24 protein-coding genes are annotated in these 25,170 nt (G+C 40.3%); 17 read left to right on the top strand and 7 right to left on the bottom strand.

What is annotated here, in order from left to right; translation table 11 throughout:
* Nucleotides 1–47: 47 nt before the first annotated feature.
* Nucleotides 48–1,325, top strand: a complete 1,278-nt coding sequence (locus ACR42H_RS12510) for an erythromycin esterase family protein (protein ID WP_436376516.1) — start codon at nucleotides 48–50, stop codon at nucleotides 1,323–1,325.
* A gap of 185 nt (nucleotides 1,326–1,510) precedes the next feature.
* On the opposite strand, the gene pepF is transcribed toward ACR42H_RS12510, so the two are convergent.
* Together pepF and yhfH are read right to left on the bottom strand one after the other, a co-directional pair.
* Nucleotides 1,511–3,325 carry an oligoendopeptidase F gene (gene pepF, locus ACR42H_RS12505; protein ID WP_436376514.1) on the bottom strand — a complete coding sequence of 605 codons (1,815 nt, stop codon included), beginning with the start codon at nucleotides 3,323–3,325 and terminating at the stop codon, nucleotides 1,511–1,513.
* 197 nt (nucleotides 3,326–3,522) lie between these two features.
* Entirely contained in the window at nucleotides 3,523–3,657 is a 135-nt protein-coding gene (yhfH, locus tag ACR42H_RS12500) for a protein YhfH (RefSeq protein ID WP_009334590.1), read from the bottom strand.
* 394 nt (nucleotides 3,658–4,051) lie between these two features.
* On the opposite strand from yhfH, the gene ACR42H_RS12495 reads away from it, so the two are divergent.
* On the top strand, nucleotides 4,052–6,208 hold the full coding sequence (locus tag ACR42H_RS12495; protein ID WP_436376912.1) for a PAS domain S-box protein: 2,157 nt from the start codon (nucleotides 4,052–4,054) through the stop codon (nucleotides 6,206–6,208).
* A 285-nt stretch (nucleotides 6,209–6,493) separates the two neighbouring features.
* Nucleotides 6,494–7,423: a LysM peptidoglycan-binding domain-containing protein gene (locus ACR42H_RS12490; RefSeq protein ID WP_436376511.1), complete on the top strand. Its 930-nt coding sequence runs from the start codon at nucleotides 6,494–6,496 to the stop codon at nucleotides 7,421–7,423.
* A 39-nt stretch (nucleotides 7,424–7,462) separates the two neighbouring features.
* On the opposite strand, the gene ACR42H_RS12485 is transcribed toward ACR42H_RS12490, so the two are convergent.
* Nucleotides 7,463–8,500 carry a hypothetical protein gene (locus ACR42H_RS12485; protein ID WP_436376509.1) on the bottom strand — a complete coding sequence of 346 codons (1,038 nt, stop codon included), beginning with the start codon at nucleotides 8,498–8,500 and terminating at the stop codon, nucleotides 7,463–7,465.
* Nucleotides 8,501–8,792: 292 nt separating this feature from the next.
* On the opposite strand from ACR42H_RS12485, the gene ACR42H_RS12480 reads away from it, so the two are divergent.
* Nucleotides 8,793–9,281 (top strand): hypothetical protein, encoded by a 489-nt coding sequence (locus ACR42H_RS12480; protein ID WP_436376507.1) that lies wholly within the window; start codon nucleotides 8,793–8,795, stop codon nucleotides 9,279–9,281.
* Nucleotides 9,282–9,331: 50 nt separating this feature from the next.
* Here ACR42H_RS12480 and ACR42H_RS12475 read toward each other — a convergent pair whose 3' ends face one another.
* Nucleotides 9,332–10,234, bottom strand: a complete 903-nt coding sequence (locus ACR42H_RS12475; protein ID WP_436376505.1) for an aldo/keto reductase — start codon at nucleotides 10,232–10,234, stop codon at nucleotides 9,332–9,334.
* 150 nt (nucleotides 10,235–10,384) lie between these two features.
* Nucleotides 10,385–11,314 carry a 3'-5' exonuclease gene (locus ACR42H_RS12470; RefSeq protein ID WP_436376503.1) on the bottom strand — a complete coding sequence of 310 codons (930 nt, stop codon included), beginning with the start codon at nucleotides 11,312–11,314 and terminating at the stop codon, nucleotides 10,385–10,387.
* A 243-nt stretch (nucleotides 11,315–11,557) separates the two neighbouring features.
* Here ACR42H_RS12470 and ACR42H_RS12465 point away from each other — a divergent pair, with 243 nt between their 5' ends.
* From ACR42H_RS12465 to ACR42H_RS12450, 4 genes are all read left to right on the top strand, one after another.
* Entirely contained in the window at nucleotides 11,558–12,139 is a 582-nt protein-coding gene (locus ACR42H_RS12465) for a TerD family protein (protein ID WP_113880895.1), read from the top strand.
* A 117-nt stretch (nucleotides 12,140–12,256) separates the two neighbouring features.
* Nucleotides 12,257–12,835: a TerD family protein gene (locus ACR42H_RS12460; protein WP_113880894.1), complete on the top strand. Its 579-nt coding sequence runs from the start codon at nucleotides 12,257–12,259 to the stop codon at nucleotides 12,833–12,835.
* Between the two features lie 150 nt (nucleotides 12,836–12,985).
* Nucleotides 12,986–13,672 carry a hypothetical protein gene (locus ACR42H_RS12455; RefSeq protein WP_113880893.1) on the top strand — a complete coding sequence of 229 codons (687 nt, stop codon included), beginning with the start codon at nucleotides 12,986–12,988 and terminating at the stop codon, nucleotides 13,670–13,672.
* Between the two features lie 222 nt (nucleotides 13,673–13,894).
* Nucleotides 13,895–15,157, top strand: a complete 1,263-nt coding sequence (locus ACR42H_RS12450; RefSeq protein WP_436376500.1) for a glycosyl hydrolase family 18 protein — start codon at nucleotides 13,895–13,897, stop codon at nucleotides 15,155–15,157.
* 7 nt (nucleotides 15,158–15,164) lie between these two features.
* On the opposite strand, the gene ACR42H_RS12445 is transcribed toward ACR42H_RS12450, so the two are convergent.
* The gene (locus tag ACR42H_RS12445; RefSeq protein ID WP_019379882.1) at nucleotides 15,165–15,338 is read right to left on the bottom strand and encodes a hypothetical protein; all 174 of its coding nucleotides are present in this window, start codon (nucleotides 15,336–15,338) and stop codon (nucleotides 15,165–15,167) included.
* Between the two features lie 177 nt (nucleotides 15,339–15,515).
* Here ACR42H_RS12445 and ACR42H_RS12440 point away from each other — a divergent pair, with 177 nt between their 5' ends.
* The 6 genes from ACR42H_RS12440 to ACR42H_RS12415 all read left to right on the top strand — a co-directional run bounded on the left by ACR42H_RS12440 (nucleotide 15,516) and on the right by ACR42H_RS12415 (nucleotide 22,776).
* Nucleotides 15,516–17,753: a DEAD/DEAH box helicase gene (locus ACR42H_RS12440; protein ID WP_436376497.1), complete on the top strand. Its 2,238-nt coding sequence runs from the start codon at nucleotides 15,516–15,518 to the stop codon at nucleotides 17,751–17,753.
* A 630-nt stretch (nucleotides 17,754–18,383) separates the two neighbouring features.
* Nucleotides 18,384–19,358, top strand: a complete 975-nt coding sequence (locus ACR42H_RS12435; RefSeq protein ID WP_436376495.1) for a ring-cleaving dioxygenase — start codon at nucleotides 18,384–18,386, stop codon at nucleotides 19,356–19,358.
* 131 nt (nucleotides 19,359–19,489) lie between these two features.
* Nucleotides 19,490–21,568, top strand: coding sequence for a transglycosylase domain-containing protein (locus ACR42H_RS12430; RefSeq protein ID WP_436376493.1), 2,079 nt, complete (start codon nucleotides 19,490–19,492; stop codon nucleotides 21,566–21,568).
* 176 nt (nucleotides 21,569–21,744) lie between these two features.
* A complete protein-coding gene (locus ACR42H_RS12425) occupies nucleotides 21,745–21,939 on the top strand; it encodes a hypothetical protein (protein ID WP_113880888.1) in 195 nt (64 codons plus the stop codon).
* 21 nt (nucleotides 21,940–21,960) lie between these two features.
* Nucleotides 21,961–22,485, top strand: a complete 525-nt coding sequence (locus tag ACR42H_RS12420) for an HD domain-containing protein (RefSeq protein ID WP_436376491.1) — start codon at nucleotides 21,961–21,963, stop codon at nucleotides 22,483–22,485.
* 96 nt (nucleotides 22,486–22,581) lie between these two features.
* Nucleotides 22,582–22,776 carry a hypothetical protein gene (locus ACR42H_RS12415; RefSeq protein WP_113880886.1) on the top strand — a complete coding sequence of 65 codons (195 nt, stop codon included), beginning with the start codon at nucleotides 22,582–22,584 and terminating at the stop codon, nucleotides 22,774–22,776.
* 53 nt (nucleotides 22,777–22,829) lie between these two features.
* Here the strand turns inward: ACR42H_RS12415 and ACR42H_RS12410 are convergent, their stop codons facing one another.
* The gene (locus tag ACR42H_RS12410) at nucleotides 22,830–23,486 is read right to left on the bottom strand and encodes an MtnX-like HAD-IB family phosphatase (protein ID WP_436376488.1); all 657 of its coding nucleotides are present in this window, start codon (nucleotides 23,484–23,486) and stop codon (nucleotides 22,830–22,832) included.
* A 164-nt stretch (nucleotides 23,487–23,650) separates the two neighbouring features.
* On the opposite strand from ACR42H_RS12410, the gene ACR42H_RS12405 reads away from it, so the two are divergent.
* The 3 genes from ACR42H_RS12405 (at nucleotide 23,651) to ACR42H_RS12395 (ending at nucleotide 25,040) form a co-directional block, all read left to right on the top strand.
* A complete protein-coding gene (locus ACR42H_RS12405) occupies nucleotides 23,651–24,088 on the top strand; it encodes a peptidylprolyl isomerase (RefSeq protein WP_436376486.1) in 438 nt (145 codons plus the stop codon).
* Nucleotides 24,089–24,198: 110 nt separating this feature from the next.
* Nucleotides 24,199–24,390, top strand: a complete 192-nt coding sequence (locus tag ACR42H_RS12400; RefSeq protein ID WP_113880883.1) for a YbxH family protein — start codon at nucleotides 24,199–24,201, stop codon at nucleotides 24,388–24,390.
* A gap of 137 nt (nucleotides 24,391–24,527) precedes the next feature.
* Nucleotides 24,528–25,040, top strand: coding sequence for a mismatch-specific DNA-glycosylase (locus ACR42H_RS12395; RefSeq protein ID WP_436376484.1), 513 nt, complete (start codon nucleotides 24,528–24,530; stop codon nucleotides 25,038–25,040).
* Nucleotides 25,041–25,170: the final 130 nt, after the last annotated feature.

Here is a 25,170-nt window from a genome sequence, read left to right as displayed (position 1 = left end):
TAATCCTAATTCAAATGGGCAGAGTAACTATATAGGTTTTAAATGGGGTGATAAAAATCGAAGAAAATAAAGACTTGATATCAAATATTCAGAATGAAGCATTCTCTTTCAGCGATTCATCTGGGCTCGACCGAATTATTCAAGCTGCCGGGAAAGCGAAATTTGTTTTATTGGGGGAAGCTTCTCATGGTACATCAGAATTTTATACAGTAAGAGCAGAAATATCAAAAAGACTAATTGAACAAAAAGGGTTCAACTGTATCGCTGTAGAAGGAGACTGGCCTTCCTGCTTTACCATTAACAGATATGTTAAAGGTTATGTACCTCTGGATCCCCTTGAAGCACTCAAAAATTTTAACAGGTGGCCGACATGGATGTGGGCAAATGAGGAAAATAAAGATCTAATAACCTGGCTTTATAATCACAATCAGCTAATAGATGAACACAGCCGAAAGGCGGGTTTCTATGGCATCGATATATATAGCTTATGGGAATCCATGGATGAAATAATAAACCTTCTGGAGACAAAGGAAGCTGCAGAGCTGGAAGCTGCTAAAAAAGCATTTGCCTGCTTTGAGCCTTTTCATCGGACACCTGAAAATTATGCAGTTTCTGCGGCCTTATATGGGGAAGGATGTGAAAAAGAAGTAGCCGATCTTTTACTTAAAATAAAAAATAAGTGGGAGCCTACCAGGAACTGCGAAGAAGAATCACTAAACCTTATGCTGAATAGCCTTGTTGCCGTAAATGCAGAAAACTATTATCGAGCAATGGTAAAAGGCGGGCCTGATGACTGGAATATTAGGGATCATCACATGGTAAGTGCCATAGAGGCGGTCTCCAAATATTACGGAGAAAATGCCAAGGTAATCGTATGGGAACACAATACTCATATTGGAGATGCAAGAGCAACAGATATGAAAGAAGAGGGGCTAGTTAACGTTGGGCAAATCCTTCGCGAGAAATATGGGGAAGATCAGATTTTCGCACTCGGGTTTGGCACTCACTCAGGTACCGTTATAGCTTCGGAACAATGGGGGGATGAGATGCAGGTTATGGAGGTGCCTCCAGCACAGGCAGGGAGCTGGGAGGATGCACTTCAAAAGGCAGGCCCGGGTGATAAGATTTTGTTGTTCACTGATGATAACAGGGAATTATTTAATGAATCTATCGGTCAGCGAGCCATCGGAGTCGTATATAACCCTGAATATGAACAGTACGGGAATTATGTGCCTACAAAAGTCTCACTCAGATATGACGGTTTCATTTATATAGAGAAGACCCGTGCCTTGAAGCCAATTAATATACCTGTAACGTTATCATAACATTGGCAATTACAAACAAAAAGATCCGCTATCAAGTATTCACCTCCATAAATTTTGGGATTTGCTTAGAGGTTACTGATCATCATATAATTTGGTTATTTCTATAAAGCCAGAGATCAAATGAATGATAATGAGTAGTATATTTAACCTAAAAAGCCCCTCCGGTAAACGGAGGGGCTTTTTTGCTACAAGTAGCTGTTTTCCAATTCATCCACCAACATCCCCACATAGCTTACGGCTTTGCGGATTGGATCTGGCTTAGACATATCAATGCCTGCACTCTTGAGGAGATCGAGCGGCTTTTTCGTTCCACCAGCTTTTAAAACATCAAGCCAGCGGTCAATGGCAGGCTGGCCTTCCTCTTGAATGCTCTGTGCCATAGCAGTGGAAGCAGTCAAACCAGCTGAATAAGTATATGGATAGAGTCCCATGTAATAATGAGGCTGTCTCATCCAGGTTAAAGCCGCCTTATCATCCAGTTCAACCGTATCACCCCAGAATTCAGCAAGTGTTTCCATCTTTTGATCTGAAAGTGTTTTTGCCGTTAACGGAATCCCTCGATCAGCAAGATTATATATTCTTCGCTGATATTCTCCCTCGAGAAGGTGTGTGACAAAGTTGTGATAATAAGTTCCAAGCAGCTGAAGAATTACCCAGCGCTTCATTCTCTTATCCTCAGTGCCTGCCATTAAATGCTGTCCGAGCAGCAATTCGTTAAGCGTTGATGGAGCTTCTACAAAGTAGGTTGAAGGGCGGGTATTCATTATACGCTGATATTTATTAGCCAAATAGAAATGACCCGCATGCCCAAGCTCATGAGCAAGAACAAAAGCACCGCGCATTGTGTCTGTCCATGTAATCAGGATGAAAGGATGTGATCCATATGGACTTGAACAAAATGCACCTGTAGATTTCCCTACATTGTCAGCCAAATCAACCCAGCGTTCAGTCAAGCCTTTCTTCATTATATCCGTATACTCTGGTCCCATTACTTTGAGAGCCTCTAATATGACTTTTGATGCTTCTTCAAAGGTTGTTTCAGGATTGAACTCCGGATCAAGAGGCGCCTTCAGGTCACAAAAAAGCATCTTATCCAATCCAAGAACTTTTCTCTTTAACTGAGCATATCTGCGCATATGGGGGGCAAGCTCTTTTTGGATAATATTCAGCTGATTGTTGTACATTTCCTCTGTAACATGCTGGGAATCCAGGAGCATTTGTGTGACTGAACTGTATTTTCTCAGCTTTGCAAATGTTACCTGCTTTTTCACCTCGGCAGAATAGGCAGAGGCAAATGTATTCTTATAGTTTTCCAGTGAATCTGTAAATGAGGCATAGGCATTCCTTCTAATGGCAGTGTCTGACGAAAACTCATAACGATCTTCGTAAAGAGCAAAAGAGTTTGGCAAATCGTTTCCTTCACTGTCATTAAAAGAGGAAAATGGCATGTCAGCAAGTTTTGCGGCCTGATACATATTATACGGAGCTCCAAGTACTTCGCCCAATGCTGCCAGGGCTTCTTCCGTCTCTGGAGAAAGCCTGTGCTTCTTTGATTCAAGAAGATCTGTCAGCTGTTTTCTGAAAGGCTCCAGGCCGCTTTCATCGTCTATGTATGTTTCAATCGTGCCTTCAGGTAAGGACATTAACTCAGAATCAATAAACGAAAGAGCGGAGGCTGCTTTTGCTCTTAAAGATGCAAGTATGGATGAATTTGCCTGATTGTCCGGATTCGTTCCATCCTCCGACTGACGCAAGCTAGCATACGTTCCAGCTTGAACCAAACGGATGGAGAGCTTTTCCTGAGCAGAAAGGCAGCCCAGTAATATTTGCGGGCCTTCATGGAGCTTTCCCCTGTACTGCTCAAAAACAGCAAGATCTTCATCTATACTTCTCATTTCTTTATGCCAATCTTCCTCTAAAGCAAATAAATCCTCCACTTTCCATGTTCGATCTTCCGGTACCTCAACACGCCTTAATCGGGTTACTGCTGTTTGAACCATTTAACGATCCCTCCTATTTCGATTCTCTAAATATAGAGATTATGGGACAATTATACAGGAAGGCCTAATAAATTTATAGACTTTTCAAACATTTTAAATTTACTGTACTGTAACAGCTGAAGGTACCTTTTTAGTGGAAATGGTGACATATAGGAGTAAATAAAAAGCGGAGGGCCTGACGCCTTCCGCTGGATGTACTATTCCATTTTTTTTGAAAGACACCGATCACATTCCATTAGATAAGATTCGGCCTGTTCCTTGACTGTTTGGCCGCACTCCGGGCAAACCTTTTTGGGAAGAGTTCTAAAAAATTCAACTGGACTTTTGATCATGAATTTTCCTCCTTTTTATAATACAGTTTATTTTGTTTCCATCTGTTGTAGTACAGTATATACCAAACAAAATGAAATGTGAAGAGTTTGGATTAAATTTTTTAAAAATTTTATCTATTATATTTATTGGTGCTAAATAGGAATTTGGTTTGCATTAGGATAGAGGGGAATGAAGGAAGGAGTCCGAAGTCGCACCCATTTGGACAGGACAAGGGGATATCCATTGGAGGGAGTCGGATGCATGCGGTAAAATCTAATAATTTCTAGCTAATACGGCAAAAGCTCTATCTGTTCTAATCAACTTCTGATTTTATTTCGCCGAGCCCCTTCCAAGGCTGCAATGATTCCATTACAATCATATTTAAAGTAATAATGAGGAGGCTAAATGCCTGCGATGACTGAAATAAGTGTATCTTTTAATCCAATATTAATATTTGTAGCGGTTTTACTGACCATTATGGCTTCCTATACAGCATTAGATTTATTTACATTGATTAAATCATCTGACAGAAACCAGAAATTCTTGTTCTTAGGCGGAACTTTTTCCCTTGGAATCGGGATTTGGATTATGAACTTTATTGGCATGGTCGCCATCAACATAAATGCTTCAGGAAGTTATAATATTCCGCTCACCTTATTGTCCATGATTTTTGGCATATCGTTTACCGGTATGGCATTTAATACAGTAATCGAACGCGAGCTAAAGACAGGCAATCTAATTGCGCGAAGCTTCTTTTTAACTATGGCAGTCCTATCTACCCATGTAACAGGAATGTTTGCTGTGGGGATGAATGTGCAGTTTGGCCCTATCATATTTCTCATTTCAGCACTAATCATTTTTGTTTCTTTTTTATTTTCACTATGGATGCTCTTTTATTCGAAAAGTCTTTCGTACTCCAGACCTATCTGGATCAAGCCCTTAAGTGCACTCATTTTCACCGGGGCCATTGTGGAGGGTTATTTTCTGCTGATCCGATCGTCATCATTCTATTCAAAAGGCGAAATTAGCAAGGGAAGCTCGCCGGAAACTTCTCTAATTTATCTAGTATTTTTTGCAGGGATTTTTATCCTGGGGGGGCTCATTGCTTCAAGCACTTTAATCAGCAAGCGGCTTGAAGCAAGTGATACCCATTTACATGATATTAAGGCTGCACTTGATGAATCATCTATAGTGGCTATTACAGATCCAAAGGGCATTATCACTTATGTGAATGACAAATTTGTTGAGATATCTAAATATGAAGAACATGAACTGATTGGCAAAAATCACAATATCTTAAATTCGGGTTTTCATCCGCCGGAATTTTTTCAAAATCTATGGAAAACAATTAAATCAGGGGAAATATGGAAGGGGGAAATACGCAATAAAGCAAAAGACGGAAGCATTTATTGGGTTGAAACTACAATTGTCCCCTTTCTCAATAAAAAGAATAAACCCTATCAGTATGTTTCCATCCGAACAGATATATCGGCATTGAAATCAGCTGAAGCCAGCCTTAAACATTCCCTGAAAGAGGTAAACGATGTTAAATTTGCGCTTAATCAGTCTTCCATTATTGCCTTTACAGATGAAAAAGGAACAATAACCAATGTAAATGAGAAGTTTTGTGAAATCTCCCAGTACAGCAGGGAAGAACTGATAGGACAGAATCACTCCATCTTAAATTCAGGACTTCATTCAAAGGAATTCTTTAAGAACCTATGGAAAGCAATTGCCCAGGGAGAAGTCTGGAAGGGGGAAATACGCAATAAAGCAAAAGACGGATCTTATTACTGGGTTCATACTACGATTGTGCCGTTCCTGAACGCAAACGGAAAACCTTATCAATACTTATCAATAAGAAGCGATATAACAGAGAGGAAAAAAACTGAAGAAGTTTTGCATCAGCAGGATAAACTGGCAGCAGTGGGCCAGCTTGCTGCAGGGGTTGCCCATGAAATCCGCAATCCGCTCACAACCATGAAAGGATATACAGAATTCCTGCAGCTGGATGAGACACATGAAGAGCGGCAGGAGTACTTAAGCATCATTTTGGATGAAATTGACCGGGTAAATAATATAGTTGAAGATTTTATGGTTCTCGCTAAGCCGAAAGCCGCAGAACTGGAAGAAAGAGATATCATACCTATTATTAAAAATGTGGTTTCTTTTTTGGAATTTGAAGCCCGAAAAAGAGACGTGAAAATTGGTTTCGAATACGAACAGGATATCATTCAAATTGAATGTGACGAAAATCGGTTAAAACAAGTCTTTCTTAATTTTATCAAAAATGGAATTGAAGCGATGCCTGATGGAGGGGACATCACCGTTAGAGCTAGTATTATAAATAACCAGGTTCAAATTGCTATACAGGATACAGGGATAGGAATCCCGCAGGAAAAACTGAAAAAAATCGGAGAACCTTTTTTTACAACTAAAAAGAATGGAAACGGCTTAGGCCTGATGGTCAGCTTTAAAATTATCGAAAGCCATAACGGAAAAGTGTTTATCGAGAGTGAATTAAATAAAGGTACCACATTCAATATTGTTCTGCCTGCGAAATCTGCATAGCCAATCCCAAAAGAATTGGCTTTTAGGTTAGAAATTAATTCCTGTCCTGTTTAATAATTGATTTTCCAATATATAGGAAAAACATCATAACATTGGAGAGATTCCCATGATATCAAGGAAAAACATGAATTTGGCTTAATTATGCCTTCACCTCTGAAATGTGTTTGTTATCGTTCTGTTATATGCGTAACGGGATTATTATCTGTTTGTTCTTTTTTAGTAAAGATTCCATGTTATTATTAACCCCGTTAGCTAAAAACAAGCTATACGGGAGGTTTTAACAACATGAAAAAATCAATTTTATCTTTTGTAGCTGCTGCGGCAATTACCGGAACAGCAGGTGCTAATGTACAAGCAGAAGAAGTGACAGTAAAAAAAGGCGATACTCTCTGGGATTTTTCCCAAACATATAATACACCAGTTGAGATGATAAAAGAATGGAATGGGTTGTCTTCTCATATCATTCATCCAGATGATGTACTTAATGTATATCCGGAAAAGAAATACATAGTATCAAAAGGCGATACTCTTTGGGATATAGCAAGAGAACATAACGTCACAGCAGAGGCAATCAAAGAATGGAACAACTTAAGCTCTGATTTAATTCTGCCGGACAAGGAATTAATCCTTTATCCGAATGCTAAAGCTGTTAATGCAGCAGTTGCTGCGGTTAAGGCTTCTCCAGCAAAATCAGAAAAGCCTGCAGAGACAGTTTCAGCTCCTGTGCAAAATTCTGAACAGCCAGCAGCAAAAGAAACACAGCCGGCACCAGAAGCAAAACCAGCAAAGTCAAATCCAGAACCAGAGCCAGCCAAACCTGCGGCGGAAACAAAACCTGCACCTGAGCCAGTCAAGCCTGAAGCGGAAGCACAGCCTGCTGCCCAGGCTGAAACACCCGCGGAAACTGCAAATAATGAAACAGCTCAAAATGTGCTTAATATGGAAGCAACAGCCTATACAGCCGATTGTGAAGGATGCTCAGGAGTCACTGCTACAGGGATCAATTTAAAAGAGAATCCGAATCAAAAAGTAATCTCTGTGGATCCCAATGTGATACCACTGGGAACTAAAGTCCATGTTGAAGGTTATGGTAATGCTGTAGCGGGTGATACTGGAGGAGCCATTAAAGGCAACAAGATTGATATCTTCATGCCTTCTCAGGAAGACGCAATCAATTTCGGCAGAAAAACAGTTAAAGTGACGATTCTAGATTAATACTAGAAAGAAGGCACCTTTCCAGGTGCCTTCTTTTCTTTACTCTTTGTCATTATTTCCTCTTGCTTTTTCCTCCTGATGTACAAAGAAACTATGGACTGGTTTCGCCAGCTGTTTAAAGCTTTTTTCAAAGCGTTCAGAGAGGTGGGAGGCCCGCTCGTAAACAACCGACTTAAGATTGTCTAATTGCCTGCTGATTTTTTCTGTGATTGCTTCCTGCCGGTTTAAGCGTTCCATTATCGACTTACTGGCCTGTTCCTGTACACCAAGCTTCATGTTTAATTCTTCTTTCATTTGCTCCTGTGTAATTAATTTTTTCTCAGCTTCCTCTGAAAATGCTGCAAACTGCTGCTCTAAACGTTCCATAACCTTTTTATGATAAACTTCCTGTAAACTAAAGTTTTTATTTATTTCTTCTTTCATTTGCTCCTGTATTCCATAATTCTCTGCCTTTTCCTCCGAAAATGCAGAGAACTGCTGCTCTATACGTTCCATTACGGTATTATGAAAAACTTCCTGAACATCAAGCTTCTTGCTTAATTCTGTTTTCATTTCTTCCTGGGCTTTAAAATTTGAAACAGCTTCCTCAGTAAAAGCGTCAAATTTATCAAACTTCCGGCAAAGTGCCTGAGTTGCCGCTTCCTGGAAAGATACTTGTTCAAGTATCTTCTGATTTACCGGCTCTTCATTTTCAAGAGTTTCCATAATTGCTTTATTTATTTCCTCCAATGCAGCCAGCCTTTTATTCAAAGTATCATTTTCCTTCTCGCGCTGGTTCATCATTTCCAGGAAACTCATCATATACGCATCCTGCTTTTCAAGCTTAGCTGTCAAATGCTCAATATGATTATTTTGTTTACCAGCTGCTTTTTTTACAAGTTTACTCATGTCGGAAAAGGAATCATCGAGCTGACTTTTCATATTTTCATATGTTTCGGAAATACGGGTATTAACAGTTTGCTGTTCTTTCAAAACTTCCTGGAGAAAGTTCAGACGATAAGTACCCTGATTGGAAACAGTGTCTGAATGGCTTAGGTAAAGCTTAGGGTTTCCATCCCCATTTGATTGTTTGGCCATAGGAACACTCCTCAGTTTTCACTTTTTATAACAGCCTATGCCAGCCCTTTTTGAGAGGGATGGGCACTATCCTATAAAAGCCTAAACATTTCAAATTTGATACTGAAAGCATCGTTAGGATGATGCTCTGGATCATAGAAATTTCGTAAATCGTAATAAAAGTGTTGCAAAAAATTGAAAAAATAGGTAAATTATTAATTGTCAGTAAATTGGCAGGCAATGTCAAGGATCTGACTACATAGGGAGTCAACCAAAACTACCTCTAAAACAAAAAGAAGGAGAGGACCATCACATGAAGAAATTATCTTTCTTGCTTTCAGCAGCTGTACTGACACTAATACTTGGAGCATGCTCAAACGAAGAGGCTTCTAAAGGGGAAGAAAAGGAAGAGTCCGCAGCTGAGACGACTGAGGCCGCCGATGAAGGGAAAGAAATGCGCTCCGCTCTGCTAAGCTATCAGGGAGAAGTGACAAAAGTAATTCGAAACACAGATGCAAACTTGACCGCTGAAGGTCAGGATCCAGCTGAAGCAGCTGCAGCTTTTGAAAAGGAAGCGAATGCCGTGTCTGTACCAGAAGAATTAACAGACTACACTAAGGATATAGAGGCAGCGGTTGATAGCCTTTCTCAATACTATGCTAAAAAAGCTGAACTTGTAAAAGCAGGGTCCGAGGATATGGCGGAAGCAGAGCCATTTAAAGAGGAATATATCAATTCAATGACTAAAGTTTTTGAAGAAGTGGAACTATCTGCTCCTGCTTTCAACAGCGTTTTCCAATAAATGCGCAGCAAACAGCCCTATTTGATTTGGAATAGGGCTGTTTGTATATACTAGGGCACATCATGCCCCATTGAACTTTGAAGAATTTCAAACCACTGGTCCCTGTTAAGTTTGTAGGTTAATGAACCGGCTGCACGTTCAATTCTTTCAATCTTGCCGGAACCGACAATTGGCATGATTCGGGCAGGATGATTTAAGAGCCAGGCAAATAATACTTCATCAATATCACTTGCTCCGATTTCCTCTGCAACTTTTTGTAATGCTGCTTTGAGGCGTGCCGATTTTTCTTCAGTACCGCTGAAAATTTTGCCTCCAGCTAATGGGGACCAGGCCATCGGAGCAATTCTTTTTTCCATGCACAGATTTAGTGTGCCATCCTCATAGTTCTCCAGATGATAGGCAGAAAGTTCAATTTGATTTGTAATCAGATCCAAATCAAGGTATGACTGAAGCATCGTAAACTGATGGCTTTTAAAATTGGAGACTCCAAAATGCCTTACCTTGCCGGCAGCCTTTAAACCTGAGAATGCCTCAGCAACTTCTTCCGGATCCATAAAAGGATCAGGACGATGAATGAGCAAGGTATCTATGTAATCTGTTTTCAGACTTTGCAAAGACTTCTCAACCGAAGCAATAATATGTTTTTTTCCGGTATTGTAATGATGGGATTTATGCTCAGGGCGGTCTGGTGACTGGAGTACAATCCCGCATTTCGTTACAATCTCCATTTTTCCGCGGAGCTCAGGCTTTTTCTCAAGAGCCCTTCCAAACAGGCTTTCACATGTATAGCTTCCATATATATCGGCATGATCAAATGTCGTTATTCCCAGTTCCAAACACCTTTCTATTAAGGTGATTAATTCTTCATCAGAAAATTTCCAGTCAGATAGTCTCCATAGACCATGTACGATTCTTGAAAACGACAGATCCTCTGCCATCTGCACTCTATCCATAAGTATCATCTCCTAATTTTTTTCGCACTGTTATTATCTCTGAAAATGCGAAGAATACCAAGCTAAACGTTCTTCAGCATTGCAAAGGCTGCTGGATCATTATAAATTGGAGACATAAAAATAAGAGGCAACTGTTTTGTCACCTCATTTTTATCCGCATATTTTCAGCAGCGGTTCAACCATTTGTTCATGCAAAATCATAATTTTTGATGTGTAGGAACAATGATCTTTATAAGCTGTTTGAAGTTCCTGATAAAAAATGGTTAATTCGTGAACGTTGGAGATCAATTCTTCATCAAAAATGCCTGAACGGCTTAGAAGGATATTCTCATATTTTTCAACAAGCTTTTTAGTTTTCTTTATCAATTTCCAAGCATCTTTCATACGAAAAGCATCATTTAATTGGGAATAGAATTCTATCAAGTCTTTTTGGAAAATATTCTTAAGTTCCTTGTTGAGCCTTTCAATAGGAGGAAGTTCAGCTTCCTGAAATATAAACTGCTGCAGCATAATAAAATCGGTCTTTACATTTTGTTCTTCAAATGACTGATATATCCGTAAAGTATTAAAGGCGTCGTACATGGGATGATGGGGTTCTCCGATAAAAGAAAGCTCATAGAAAGACAATGCTTTTTCAACTGAAGCTGCAGTCCGTGAAGCTCTTTTTGTGAAAATAGCCTGAAAATCGACATATCTTTTGGTAATCTTATCGATTGTAGCTTGGGGGAGATTATGCCTTAAAGCATCGGCTTTTAATCTTAAGAGATCACTGGTCGACCAGGAATAGAATCTTGCTTTTTTAACTCCGCCGACCCAAAAGAGAAAATCTTTAAACACCTCAGAAAAGTCATCCGCTGTTTTTAAATCAGAGTCGGATATCCCCGTCAATTCTTTGCAGAATGGACTTAGCGGCGAGTCCTGCTGCGGACGAATGAACCTGTCAAATCCAGTAACCATACCTGTTTCAAGTTCAACTTTTACAGCACCGAGGCGAATGGCCTCCATATCTTCAAAAAGTATACCTTTTTTGCTGCATAGCATTTCAAAATCAAAGAAAATCAGCTGTTTTAGTTCGGCCATACGCCTTCTCCCCCTTTCTAATACCAGCTATCCAACAAGATATTATAAAGAATGACAGGCAAAAAGGGAAGGGACAGAATTATCCATCAGGATATTAGGCAGGAATGAAACTTTTTTCCCAGCACAATGGCAAATCGGTTTACGATTTCTTTTGAAACGTTTACACTTAAAGGGTACATAGTTTTTAGTCGCAAATATGCGATACCTCTCTTAAAATTATTGAACTTGAAAGGATGGATGAAGTTGGGTATTTCTTTATCGAAAGGGCAAAAAATTGATTTAACCAAAACTAACCCCGGGTTGTCTAAAGTAATAGTAGGACTCGGCTGGGATACAAATAAATATGATGGAGGCTTGGATTTCGACCTTGATGCCAGTGTGTTTTTATTAGATGCAAATGGCAAATGTGCCTCTGATAAAGATTTTATTTTCTACAACCAGCTTGAAGGCGGCGATGGGTCAGTCCTGCATACAGGTGATAACAGAACAGGTGAGGGCGATGGCGATGACGAGCAGGTAAAAGTTAACCTTAGTGCTGTTCCTGCCTCCATTGAGAAGATTTCTTTTGTCATTACGATCCATGATGGGGAAGGCCGCGGCCAAAACTTTGGCCAGGTCTCAAATGCATTTGCAAGAATCATTAATGAAGAAACAAATGAAGAATTAATCCGTTATGATTTAGGAGAAGATTTCTCCATTGAAACTGCCATTGTTGTAGGTGAATTATACCGTCATAATGGCGAATGGAAATTCTCTGCCGTTGGTTCAGGCTATCAGGGAGGACTTGCCCGTATTGCGACTGACTTCGGTTTGCAGGTAGGTTAACTACCATTATTGCCAGGCAGAGCAGCCGCTTTTCCCTGGCTTTCTCTTTAGGGTGTATTCCCCTCATATCGATGATCTGCCTAAAAAAAGGACCTGTGTTATGAAGGAGTGATTCTCTTGGGTATTCAATTATCAAAAGGTCAAAGAATTGATCTGACTAAAACAAATCCTGGCCTGACTAAAGCCATTATCGGGCTGGGCTGGGACACGAACAAATATAGCGGCGGTCATGACTTCGACCTTGACGCTTCTGCATTTCTTGCAGATGAAACCAGTAAATGTGTAAATGATCATGATTTTATTTTCTATAATAACCTGCAGCATCCAAGCGGAGCAGTTATACATACAGGAGACAACCGTACAGGTGAAGGAGACGGCGACGATGAGCAGCTTGTTGTCGACTTTACCAAAATACCTTTACATGTTCATCGTATTGGCATAACTGTTACTATTCATGATGCAGAATTAAGGCAGCAAAATTTCGGGCAGGTTTCCAATGCATTCGTAAGATTAGTGGATGAATCCAATAATCAGGAGCTGCTTCGTTTTGATCTTGGAGAAGATTTTTCAATTGAAACAGCAGTGGTTTTCTGTGAATTATACCGTCATGGGAATGACTGGAAGTTCAATGCCATTGGCAGCGGTTTCTCAGGCGGCTTGGCAGCTCTTTGCCGAAACTATGGATTGCAGGTTTAATTTTTCTTATGGCACCCAAATGGTTTGGGTGCCTATTTTGTTTGTCAAGTGAAACCTTCAGCCTATGCCAATGGGTATTAATCCCATACTTAAAAAATGGCGAATGGGCAAAATAGGTGTGTGAAAAACCTTGAGAGGAAGGGATGCAGTATGTCACTTGAATGGTTTGACAGGGTAAGCGGAGAATTGCAGGACCATCTTGAATCAATTTGCAGTAAATATGATCAGATTGGCCAATTGTCGATTGACCGGGGTGCCAAGCATCCCAGAATGGAGTTTTTTATTGAAACCAGTGATAATGATAGAGAGTATTTTTGCACTCTTTTCTTTGATCCGCATAATGAAGAGTTCTATGTAGAGGACTTTGATTTTGAGCTGGGACATACTTCTAAAACAATGCTTTTTGATATTGAAGACATCATCGATACAGTCCACGAAAGTCTTCACGATTACATGAATGGCGAAGATGAGGATCATTTTGCATTTGAAGATGATGAAGAAATATATGTTTCAGAAGAGGAAGATTTCGACATTGCTGAAGAATATGATTTTGGAGGCGAAGGTGATATCTTTGAAGAAGTAGATGTAGAGTGGGAAACTCCTGAGGTAACTGCCTTTTTCAAGGAAGACGAAGTGGAGGTATCCTATCAGTTTGGAGTGGTACATGAAACCGGTGATGGAGTTCTCCGCAGGATTAATCGCATTTGGACAGATGACGAAGAAATGATCAAAGATGAAGATCACTTTATCTTCAGCAAAGAAGAGGCAAGCACAATCATTGCCATGATTGCCAGCCACATGGATTCCCTGAGCGGGCATGAAGCTGATTATCAGTAATAATTCAAAGTGAAATGAGAAAGTGGCTATCAAGAATTCTTGAAGCCGCTTTTTTGTGCATCAGCAGAAAAAGAAATGACTCGTTCACACAGCATACAGCACCGAATCACCCCTCGAATAACAACCTTATAAAATTTTACATTTGGCCGCATTTCTCTGATGGTACTATTCAGGCTTGACTCCCCCATAAACTGATTAAAAGCAGGTGAAAAGAGGTGCATTATGGGAATTCATATCGTACAGGCAGGCGATAGCCTTTGGGCCATTTCTCAAAAGTATAAGGTTCCTATCCAGGATATAAGAACGGCTAATGGCCTTGAGAATGGACCTGGCATCATTCCTGGTTTAGCGCTATACATTCCGGAAAGCGGACCTGTTATCAGGTCTTATCTGGTAAAGCCGGGAGATACATTATGGAGCATTTCCCAGCTTTATCAAACTACAATTAATCTCATCCTGTCAGCAAACCCGGAGATAAGGCCGGAGGGGCTATATATCGGACAGAAGATAAATATTCCTTCACCAAGCAGATTAGTCATGGAAACATTAGGGTTCATAGTTCCGTATTCTCCTGATACTTTTTTACCCTCTTTCAGGGAAACAGCAAAGTACTTAACCTACATTGCCATTTCTGCCTATTCTTTAACAAGGGAAGGTTACGCATATATTGAACTTGACGATACAGCCATATTGGCAGAAAGCCGCCGTCTGAATGTCATTCCACTGCTGATGATCAGAAACCTTGCACAAGGTGAATTTAATGCAGAATTGATTGGCGGGGTGCTTGAGAATCCTGCAAATAGGAGGAACTTAATCTTAAGCCTAATGAATTTTGTCGCTCAAAAAGGATATGGGGGCATCAGCCTGGATTTTGAATTTATCCCGCCGCCAAGGCGCCAGGATTTCAATTCATTCATTAGAGAATTAAAAAATGCCTTAGGGCCAAAAATTCTTCATGTCAATGTACATGCTAAGACAGAAGATCTCCCGGCAAACCGGATAATAGGGGCATATGATTATAAAGCAATTGGGGAGGGGGCCGATATTGTTGCAGTCATGACCATGGACTATGGTTATCCCACTGGTTCTCCTAATCCCGTCGCTCCACTATGGTGGGTTGAAGAGGTCATTAAATATTCGATCACCCAGATTGACCCGAAAAAACTGCAAATAGCTTTGCCGTTATATGGATATGACTGGAGAACAGCGGATAATCTAACCCGCTCATTTTCCATGCAAGCCATTCAGAATTTAGCTTTAAGCAGAGGAGCAGTCATTCAATTCGATGCTTATGCGGCATCCCCATGGTTCCGATATTGGAACGGAGAAGAAGAACATGTGGTTTGGTTTGAAGATATCCGCAGCATTACAGAGAAATATAAATTAATTGACCAGTATAATCTTTTAGGAATGACATACTGGCAATTAAGCTTGCGTTTTCCGCAGAACTGGGCATTTGCGGATAAAAACTTTACAATTCTATAGCCCTTTTCTAAAGAAGCTCTTTCATTTCTTCTTCAAAATAGAACATTTTTGGTTTTTCTTTTATTGTATATGTGTATTTCTTCATTTTCGCCACATAACAGGTTTTGTTGATCGTAACTTTCTCTCCCGTGTCAATCAGAATAACAATATCATTATGCTCAAACTTATTTCTGCGCTTCACACTGATCCCTCTTTCTTTACACATATAAAGTGTTATTAACACATTATCTCATACTTCTGTGGAATTAACCCTATTGATCTTAATGGAATTATTCAGGTTCCATTATTTTTTGCATATCCGCAAGTAAATGATATATTAGTCTAATTGAATACCATAGTGAACAAAGGAAGATACAAAATGACATCAACACTTGGCTTAATAAGAGACTGGCAAAAAGCCATCCAGGCTGAGATCTTACATTTAAAAAAATATGGGAGCTCCCGCTATTTAATGTTAAATGGGCAGCTGCTTTCAAAAACAGATGCATATACCTATTTTTTTGATACACCTTCTTCCATTAAAATTCCCACTGGATCCTCCATAAAAATCGAATGGGGAAGAAAGAGAGTGGAAGGAAGAGTCCTTTCTGCGGAAGGAAATAATGTCATAGTGGCATTAGAAGAGGATATTGGAATCGAACTATCGGAAGCTTATTTGCTTCATGATCCCTGGGAGCTATTGGATCAGCTTTTTCAGCGCTTAGAGGACATAAAAGAAAGTAAAAGAAAAAGAAATAGAATAAAAAAATTGATGGATCCTTCCATGCCACCTCAACACCCTGCCGATAAGGTAAAGACTGGTGCCCATGAATTGATTTTGCGTTCTAAGTACAATCCAGTCACTTATGTCTGGGGACCCCCAGGCACAGGGAAAACCTATACACTGGCACGTGTGGCCGCCAACAAATATTTTAAAGGACAAAGTGTTCTTATTCTGGCCCACTCAAATCAAGCAATAGATGTCCTTATGGCAGAGATTTCATCCTTTGCATCATGCAAACGAAAAATTCCTGATGGGGATCTCCTTCGTTACGGGTCACAAATCGGTCCAGCACTATTCGATCATCTTTCATTAACAGCCGAATATCTTTTAAATAAGCAGCATACAAATCTCTCGGAGCAAAAAGCTGCCCTATTTGAGGAACGCCGCCTGCTTAAACAGGATTTATCCCGATCCTTCAGCAAGAGAGATTCCGATCATCTTATTGAAATAGAAAAGAAGCTATCTGGAGTAATTGAAAAGATCAGGCAAAAAGAAATAGAATTTGTAAAAAATGCTTCTATTATTGGCACAACACTGGCAAAAGCTGCAAGTGATCCGTCAATTTACGGGAAAAATTTTGATTTAGTCATCATCGATGAAGCCAGCATGGCTTATGTTCCACAAGCTGCCTTTGCAGCTTCACTTGGCAAAAGAGTCATCATTTGCGGTGATTTTAAGCAGCTTCCTCCTATTGCTGCCTCAAGACATAAATTGTCGGAAAAATGGCTAAGAGAAGATATTTTTCATCACTCTGGCGTGTCAGACGCAGTCAAGGATGGACACTTGCATCCGCATCTTTTTCTATTAAAAGAGCAGCGCCGTATGCACCCGGACATTTCAGCATTTTCGAATAAACATATCTATCATTCACTTGTTGGTGACCATCCGGATGTTCTGGCTGCAAGATCTGATATCGCTGCCTGTACGCCTTTTCCCGGCAGAGCTTCGATCCTGCTCAATACAGCCGGATCTGGTGAATATGGCATGAAAGATGGCAGCTCAAATTCAAGAATCAATTTATGGGATCTTTTGCTGGGATTTCAGCTAATACATGAAGCATATACAGGAGGAAGCAGGTCCATAGGCTATGTCACTCCGTATCGGGCACAGGCATTATTAATGGAACAGCTTCTGGGTGAGCTATATGAGCAGGAAAGATCTGCAGCTGATATTATTGCTGCAACAGTTCACCGTTTTCAGGGAAGTGAACGGGATGTCATGATTTTTGACTCTGTCGATGCTCAGCCCCATGACAGAGCTGGAATGCTATTAATCGGGAAAGAAAGCGAAAGATTATTGAATGTTGCCATAACTAGAACCAAGGGAAAATTTATTCATATTTCAGATTTGGAATTTTTACACAATAACGTATTTAAAAACAAAACATGGCGGAAGCTGGCAGAACACCAGCTGCACAATGGACAGGCCATTCATCCTGATCAGATTGGCAGATGGATCAAAAATCAGCATCCAAGCCTACAATGGCTGCATGCAAGAAAGCTGGAAAATGTGTTTGAGGATATTTCTAAAGCTAAAAAGGAGATTATTCTCTCCCTGCCTGTTGGCAAGGAACTGGGGAATGAATGGGGAAAGGCACTTTCAGGGAGGCCTTCGCAAACGAAACTTACCATGCTTGCCAAGCATTCAATCCCTTTCGCTGCACCGGATGAAATTTTGCCAAGCGGCTTTCCGTTTCCCTGCATCATAATTGACGGACATATTTTGTGGCTGGGCATTCCTGCAGAGGCCCATAAAAACGCACGGCCCCCATATGTAGCAGCAAGGCTTCAGTCAGCGGCTGCATGCTCGTATCTTACATCTCAATTAAAATAAGAAAAGCGCAAGCGCCATGCTTACAAAGGAACATAGACTAAGAACGCCACTTCCTTTGGCAACGTCTGCATGGCCCCTATCCTGGGGGCCTCAAGCACAAGACGAGCCTCCCGGAAAGGCGTTCTTTGCCTTTTTGGGAAGATTGCCCGAAATGTGGAGGCGACTGCCCAGGGATGACAGGCAAAAGACAGTTCCAGTAAGAAGGCGTTTTTCCTTCTGAAAGGAAACGGCTTAGACCTGAGAGTCCCTAGGAGCCACAACTAGACGAGCTTGTGACCTCGAAAGAGCAGGCGCTCCCCCTAAAAGCTAACGCTTTTAGTCGTGGGATGCTGTCGTTAAGTATTCCTTGTGAAGCCGGACAGTTATTAACTCCAGAATTTATACATTCTTATCCATTAAAAAAGACGCCCCAGAGAGGCGTCTTTTTATACGTATTGCGGCGACCCGACTGCACTCCACATAGTGCATTGCCAGTTAGGCTTGTCTGTCGTCTTATGCAATTAGCTCATCGCTTTATTAATATAGCATTATTCTATAAAAGAAACAAGAGTTTTTTGTGCTCTTCCGTTGCATTCCTTTCATTGTTCAATCAAAATATACCTATAATACATTGATTAGGGTTGTGATTATATGAATATGAAACCATTAAAAGGTCAGCATCATGTCTCTGCCATAACAGCCAATGCTCAGAAGAACTACGAATTTTACACCAGAATCCTTGGAATGCGGCTTGTTAAGAAGACAGTAAACCAGGATGATACCACGATGTATCATTTATTTTATGCAGATGAAAGGGGTAACCCTGGAACTGACCTAACGTTTTTTGAAATCAAAAATGCTGGCCGCACATACAGGGGGACGGACAGTATAACTTGTACATTTCTGCGTGTGCCATCTGATGAATCGCTTCTTTATTGGAAAAAGAGACTGGCAGAACAAGATGTTTTGCATGAAGAAATAAGAGAAGCAAACGGAAAGAAGATACTGTTCTTTGAAGATTTCGAAGGGCAGAAATTGGCCCTGGTTTCCGATCAAAATAATAAAGGAGTAAAAGGCGGGAGGCCATGGGATAGAGCTGCCGTGCCACCAAGCCATGGAATAATCGGGCTTGGACCCGTAATGCTCACCGTCTCCGACCTCGGATCCACCGCAAATCTGCTTATAGAAGGAATGCAATATCGAAGAAGAGGAGAATATTCTTTGGATGGAGATACTGTAGTTGTATTTGAAACCGGTGAAGGAGGAAACGGGGCAGAAATCCATATTAAAGAACGCCATGACTTGCCAAAGCAGCGTCCAGGCCGGGGAAGTGTCCACCATGTTGCTTTTCGGGTGGAAAATGAAGATGAATTAAGAAAATGGGTACGAAAACTGAAAGAATTGCGGATTGCCAGCTCTGGTTTTGTAGAGAGGTATTATTTCAAATCTTTATATTTCCGGGAACCGAACGGCATTCTTTTTGAACTGGCAACAGACGGACCTGGATTTGAGGCAGATGAACCTTTCGAGCAATTGGGAGAAAAGCTGGCACTTCCTCCATATATTGAAGACAGGCGGGAGGAAATCGAGGCAAAGATAAAGCCTCTGGACACGACAAATGAATAGAATAGTGTTTAGGGATGAACAAAAGTGTTCGTCCCTTACTTTTGAAATTGAAACTTTTTATGAAGTTTGTTCGTTTAATATATAATAAGGAGATATAATAATGGAACTTAATGAATAGAGAAGGAGTCATCATGGAAAAATTTCAGCGTTTCAAGGAAGCTTTTTCTGGGTTTTGGCGAAAAAAACACCTGACACAAATTCTGCTTCTTTTAACACTAACTATAGTACTTTTAACCATTCTATTTTTTGCGTTTTTGGCAGCTGCAGCAAACGTGGAAACCTTAAAAGAAGGTTTAAGGCAGTCAACTGTTATTTACGATAAAGATGGTGATGCTGCTGCAGGACTTGCGGAGAATAGGGCAGAGGGTGCAAAGATTGAAGAATTGCCTGAACATGTGGGCAATGCCGTTATTGCGATTGAAGATGAACGCTTTTATAAGCATAACGGTTTCGATATCAAAGGCATTGCCAGAGCCTTTTTTGGCAATTTATTTGCAGGCAGCATAACCGGGGGAGGGAGTACGATTACTCAGCAGCTGGCCAAAAATGCATTGCTCTCCCCTGAACAGACGTATAAGCGAAAAGCTGAAGAGCTGTTCCTGGCCGTAGAAATCGAAAAAAATTATAAAAAAGATGAAATCCTGCAAATGTATTTAAATCAGGTATACTTCGGAAGCGGTTCATGGGGAATTGAACAGGCATCCAATAAATATTTCAGCAAAACCCCAAAGGAACTGAGCATAAGCGAAAGTGCACTGCTTGCAGGGCTTCTCCAATCGCCTTCTGCTCTCGATCCTTACAATCATTATGAACGGGCGATGAAAAGAAGAAATGTTGTTCTTGGAAAGATGAAAGAGCATAAAATGATTTCAGCCGAAGAGTATGAGAACGCTGTAAATGAGAAGATCCAATTAAAGGAAGGAACACGAAGCAAGCAAGAAAGAAAATACCCCTACTATGTTGATGCCGTACTGGATGAAGCTATAAATAAGTATGGATTAACTCAGGAGGAGATTTTTACAAGAGGATACAAAATATATACGGAAATGGATCAAAATCTGCAATCAAGCCTGGAAAATGTTTATGAAAAGGACTCAATCTTCCCTCCAGGGATGAACGGAGAAATCGTCCAGAGTGGTGCTGTCCTTCTTGATCCTGCTTCAGGGGGTGTCAGAGGGCTTGTTGGAGGCAGAGGTGAACATGTGTTCAGAGGATTCAACAGGGCCACACACATTAAAGCCCAGCCTGGATCAACACTTAAGCCATTAGCTGTTTACACACCCGCACTAGAAGAAGGCTACTCACCAACATCCATGCTAAAAGATGAAAAAGTGACATATGGAGATTACACTCCAGCTAATGCTTCCGGACAATATGCTGGCGAAGTGTCCATGTATAAAGCTGTGGAAGACTCTATCAATGTTCCAGCCGTTTGGCTTCTTAATGAAATTGGACTTGATAAAGGTCTGGATGCGCTTGAGAGGTTCGGCATACCGCTTGAAAAAGAAGATGAATATTTAGGGATTGCCTTAGGCGGAATGAGGAAAGGGGTCTCACCCTTAAAGATGGCAGAAGCATATGCGGCATTTCCAAATGGCGGAAAGCGGCAAGATGCCCATTTAATTACGAAGATAGTAGGCCCAACAGGCAGCATCATTGCCGAACGCGACAAAGAAACAGTTAAGGTTACGACGAAAACGGTATCGAATCAAATGACTTCCATGCTGCTGAATGTGGTGGAGACGGGCACTGGAAGCGCAACAAAGATAGAAGGAGTTCAAATTGCCGGAAAAACTGGATCAACCCAGCTCCCTTATAAGGACATTAACGGAACGAAAGATCAGTGGTTTGTTGGCTATACTCCGAATTTGGTTGGCGCCGTTTGGCTGGGGTATGACCAGACTGACAGGGAACATTATCTGTCAAAAAGCAGCTCTGAAACAGCTGTACCTGTTTTTAGAGCGATTATGGAATCAAGCCTGCCATATATGCAGGAAGAGGAATTTACTACTAAATCGGTAAATGAAAAGCTGGAAAAAACGGAATTAACAGAAGAAATTGGACAAACCATTAAAGAACAGACAGAAAAATTTGAAGGCAAATTGAGGGAAGATCTTCCCATCTGGAAGGAAAAATTGAGAGAAGGCAAGCAGGAACTTGAGGAATTCAGCAGATTCCTCAAGGAGAAATGGGATCAATTCAGCAATTAAAAGGAATGAGAGAATGGAAAAAATAACCATTCTCTTTTTTTTGCCTCAGGTAAACTTTATACTGGAATAATTCAGCAAAACAGTGTAATCTAAATATTTATAGCACACACTAACAAAACGACAGCATGTGCTAGCGAATTGCTAGCTCTAAGATATTAATGGCTAGGAGGATTCAAATGAGTGGAGAAACCCGTATTCAGCTTAACGTCCGCATAACAAAAGAGACTTCAAATATGCTCGATGAAATTGTTGATTATTATCAGGAAAACACGAAACTCGGCAGGATTTATAAAGGTGATGTTTTAACAGATATTATTGAAAAATCATACGAAGTAATGAATAAGCAAAAAAAGCTCAATAAGAAATTTTAATCCTGATTGGAGGGGGATTACATGAGAGATGTAAAACTAACCGACATATATCAGCATCGGATCGCACAGAAATATATTACACGCTCCGGCATCGCTCATGCTATTGCAGTTGCCTACCATGCTTTCCAGCTCGCACATGAATCCGGAGAGGATGTTGATTCCGCAGCTAAAGCAGGTTTCATGCATGACATCGGCCATTATACCTGGTATAAAAATGGAAAGTGGGATTACGACCTTTACCGGCTGAATGACATTCATGCCATTAAAGGTGCTGAGCGGGCACACAAACTCCTGATCAGGCTTGGAGAAAACCCGATTAAAGCAAAAGAAGTAGCCTTAGCCATCCTATTTCACACGGATTCATTTCTGCCTGGCGGTGAGGTTGTAAGAACTCCCCTGCAATCCATAGTCAAATTGGCAGATGAAAAAGATGAAGAACCTGGAGGAGCGCATCATTATCGTGAACTTGATTTTGAGCGGGCCATGAAAAGCCTCGAAATACTCGATAATAAGATTGATGATTATCTTAAGAAAAAAGAAGAATAACCTTAATTTCTGTCATGTTATGCGCTTCCCCAGGAAATCCGTTACTTATAAACTGCTATTTTTTGAAGGGAAGCGCCTATTTCATGAAGAAATATAATGTATGGAAATGATCCGATTATCAATATTATGATGACCAGGGATGGTGTTGCGGCAGTGAGGGCAAGGACTCGAAGACAACAGTCATTTAATGTGGAAGAAGTCAAATTTAAATTAACAACTGTATTTCTGCATCTCTCATTTTATGCATTTATCATATTTATCCTTCTATTATTTTTGGAGTTATTTGGTTAAAGTACATACAAACGTTCCAGGGCAAGTTAAGCGGCTTTGCCCTGGAATAAAGATTATTTTTTTGGCAGCATGCCTTTTTCCTTTAAATAAACTTCCACTTCACTAAATTCTTCTACCGGCACAAAAGATATGTCTTTTTTCCAAAGAAGATCCTGAAGTCCATTTTTGGCAAAAGTAATGTCAGCATACTCTGCCGGGTGTGAATCCGGTTCACTGTCCCCAATAAAAAACACTGTTTCATATTCCTTCTTTAAGTCCTGAATGACCTTCGATTTATCAATGCCATACCTTTCAGAGTAATGCTGATGATCCTTATCTATTTTCATGTGCACATTCTTCTCATGATAATACCCTTCATTCGAAAAAACCTTCACATGTTCCACTCCAAATTTTTTTAATAGGTGGTAAATATAATAGTCTGTGCCGGCACTTAAAATATAAAAATCTCCGCCGTTCTGCTGAATCTTTTCGATAAAGTCAGGTACATATTCATCTATTTCTATTGAATTAATATCGCTGATAATTTGATCTTCTTCCTGATTGATGGAGGTAAATACCTTATTTAAAAAATCGATATCCTTCATCTCTCCAGCCTTCCATTTGGACATCAAATCCCGGCCCTCCGGAAAATATTTATCCATCAAAATTAAATAGAAGTCCCTTTTTGAAATCGTTCCGTCAAAGTCTGAGACAAAAGCCCACTTTTTCATTCTATAAACCTCCAATAAGCCATTTCTTCTTTTTATATTACTATGCTACCTTAGCATTACCCTTTATTTTTTATGTTCAATCAGCGAAAAAGCGCCTTTTAATTTTATTCCTGGCGAGATTAATGGTATTATTAATTTGATTTTTACATAAGGAGATGATTAGTATGGCAGAAAAAGGATACATATTAATGAAAAACGGTGAAAAGGTTGAATTTGAACTATATCCGGAAGCAGCACCAGGGACAGTTGAAAATTTCATAAAGCTGGCTAACGAAGGCTTTTATAATGGTTTGAATTTCCATCGTGTAATCCCTGGTTTTGTAAGTCAAGGGGGCTGCCCGAATGGAACAGGCACTGGCGGTCCGGGATATACAATCAAATGCGAAACAGAAGGAAACCCTCATAAGCACGAAGCAGGTTCTCTTTCAATGGCACATGCTGGCCGTGACACAGGTGGAAGCCAGTTCTTTATTGTTCATGAGCCTCAGCCGCATTTAAATGGCGTTCACACAGTGTTCGGAAAAGTAACATCCGGCATGGAAACTGTAAAAGCTATGAGAAATGGCGATGTTATGGAGAAAGTTGAAATACTTGAAGGTTAATTCGCTTCAGTAAAAAAGAGCCTTAATGGCTCTTTTTTTGTTTTGCCATAAATACCTGGCTGAAAAGTCCTTATACTAAGAAAAACTAACTGTATTGGAGTTGATGTTGAGTGGGTGCCATTGAAAGAAACGGCTACCGGTTTGAGCCTGAATTTAGCGTCATCAGCCAGAACGGTGCCATACATGTTTTTCATAATGGAAAATTTGTAGACGAACTTAAATTCGAATTTTCCGGAAAATTCCCCGAAAACGACCAAATAGAAGACATGGTTGCTCAGTATTGCATTAGGCATGGATTATAGAAATTCCTCTATGTTTGGCGTTCCTGCTGAATAGAGCAGGGCGTCTGCCCTTTTTTTCCGCTTAAGAGTTTCTGTTTTAAACGCAAGTGGATTTTATGTAAAATAACTATACCTTGCTATTAAGAAAGGATGGTTGCATGAAGCCTATTAGAGACCATTTGAAACAAAATCTTGATTTACTGTTTGTCGGCTTCAATCCAAGTATTCGATCAGGAGAGACAGGTCATCATTTTGCAAATCCAAACAACCGATTTTGGAAAATCCTATATGAATCAGGGCTGACTCCCCGCAAATTTGATGCATTTGAAGACTACAAGTTATTGAAATTGGGATATGGCATGACAAATATTGTACCCAGACCTACTAAAGCAGCAGATGAAATTACAAAAGAAGAATATAAAGAAGGAAGAGAAGAACTGATTAAAAAGATTAGTGACCTCAAGCCAAAAATCATTTGCTTTGTCGGAAAGGGAGTTTACCAGGAATACAGCGGGAGAAAGAAGCTTCCATGGGGCATCCAGGAAGACTCCGTGGTACCTGGCACCCTTGACTTTGTCGCTCCATCTTCGTCTGGGCTGGTAAGGATGAAAATAGATGAAATCATTCAAATTTATGCCGAAATCCCAAAGCTTTTAAGATCAATAAGATGAATATGAAGCAAGCTTTATTCTTCAATTTTTAGACCTTTACTGAGTTATGCAGTTATTTGACATAATTACCTGCCAACTTCCGTTCCATGTACGAGTATGCTTTATCATTTCACTCGTTTAATTTCCATGA

Origin of the sequence: Cytobacillus sp. BC1816 (assembly GCF_051353635.1) — a bacterium.
Classification (GTDB): Bacteria; Bacillota; Bacilli; order Bacillales; family Cytobacillaceae; genus Cytobacillus; species Cytobacillus oceanisediminis_C.
This window is presented reverse-complemented; position numbering and strand designations above follow the sequence as displayed.

Bases quoted from the DNA above. Each gene is read 5' to 3' on its own strand.
- ACR42H_RS12490 (WP_436376511.1), top strand. From the start codon at position 6,494: ATGAAAAAATCAATTTTATCTTTTGTAGCTGCTGCGGCAATTACCGGA.
- ACR42H_RS12480 (WP_436376507.1), top strand. From the start codon at position 8,793: ATGAAGAAATTATCTTTCTTGCTTTCAGCAGCTGTACTGACACTAATA.
- ACR42H_RS12395 (WP_436376484.1), top strand. From the start codon at position 24,528: ATGAAGCCTATTAGAGACCATTTGAAACAAAATCTTGATTTACTGTTT.
- ACR42H_RS12425 (WP_113880888.1), top strand. From the start codon at position 21,745: ATGAGTGGAGAAACCCGTATTCAGCTTAACGTCCGCATAACAAAAGAG.
- ACR42H_RS12420 (WP_436376491.1), top strand. From the start codon at position 21,961: ATGAGAGATGTAAAACTAACCGACATATATCAGCATCGGATCGCACAG.
- ACR42H_RS12495 (WP_436376912.1), top strand. From the start codon at position 4,052: ATGACTGAAATAAGTGTATCTTTTAATCCAATATTAATATTTGTAGCG.
- yhfH (WP_009334590.1), bottom strand. From the start codon at position 3,657: ATGATCAAAAGTCCAGTTGAATTTTTTAGAACTCTTCCCAAAAAGGTT.
- ACR42H_RS12470 (WP_436376503.1), bottom strand. From the start codon at position 11,314: ATGGCCGAACTAAAACAGCTGATTTTCTTTGATTTTGAAATGCTATGC.
- pepF (WP_436376514.1), bottom strand. From the start codon at position 3,325: ATGGTTCAAACAGCAGTAACCCGATTAAGGCGTGTTGAGGTACCGGAA.
- ACR42H_RS12455 (WP_113880893.1), top strand. From the start codon at position 12,986: ATGTCACTTGAATGGTTTGACAGGGTAAGCGGAGAATTGCAGGACCAT.
- ACR42H_RS12450 (WP_436376500.1), top strand. From the start codon at position 13,895: ATGGGAATTCATATCGTACAGGCAGGCGATAGCCTTTGGGCCATTTCT.
- ACR42H_RS12435 (WP_436376495.1), top strand. From the start codon at position 18,384: ATGAATATGAAACCATTAAAAGGTCAGCATCATGTCTCTGCCATAACA.
- ACR42H_RS12410 (WP_436376488.1), bottom strand. From the start codon at position 23,486: ATGAAAAAGTGGGCTTTTGTCTCAGACTTTGACGGAACGATTTCAAAA.
- ACR42H_RS12415 (WP_113880886.1), top strand. From the start codon at position 22,582: ATGTATGGAAATGATCCGATTATCAATATTATGATGACCAGGGATGGT.
- ACR42H_RS12430 (WP_436376493.1), top strand. From the start codon at position 19,490: ATGGAAAAATTTCAGCGTTTCAAGGAAGCTTTTTCTGGGTTTTGGCGA.
- ACR42H_RS12475 (WP_436376505.1), bottom strand. From the start codon at position 10,234: ATGGATAGAGTGCAGATGGCAGAGGATCTGTCGTTTTCAAGAATCGTA.
- ACR42H_RS12440 (WP_436376497.1), top strand. From the start codon at position 15,516: ATGACATCAACACTTGGCTTAATAAGAGACTGGCAAAAAGCCATCCAG.
- ACR42H_RS12485 (WP_436376509.1), bottom strand. From the start codon at position 8,500: ATGGCCAAACAATCAAATGGGGATGGAAACCCTAAGCTTTACCTAAGC.
- ACR42H_RS12405 (WP_436376486.1), top strand. From the start codon at position 23,651: ATGGCAGAAAAAGGATACATATTAATGAAAAACGGTGAAAAGGTTGAA.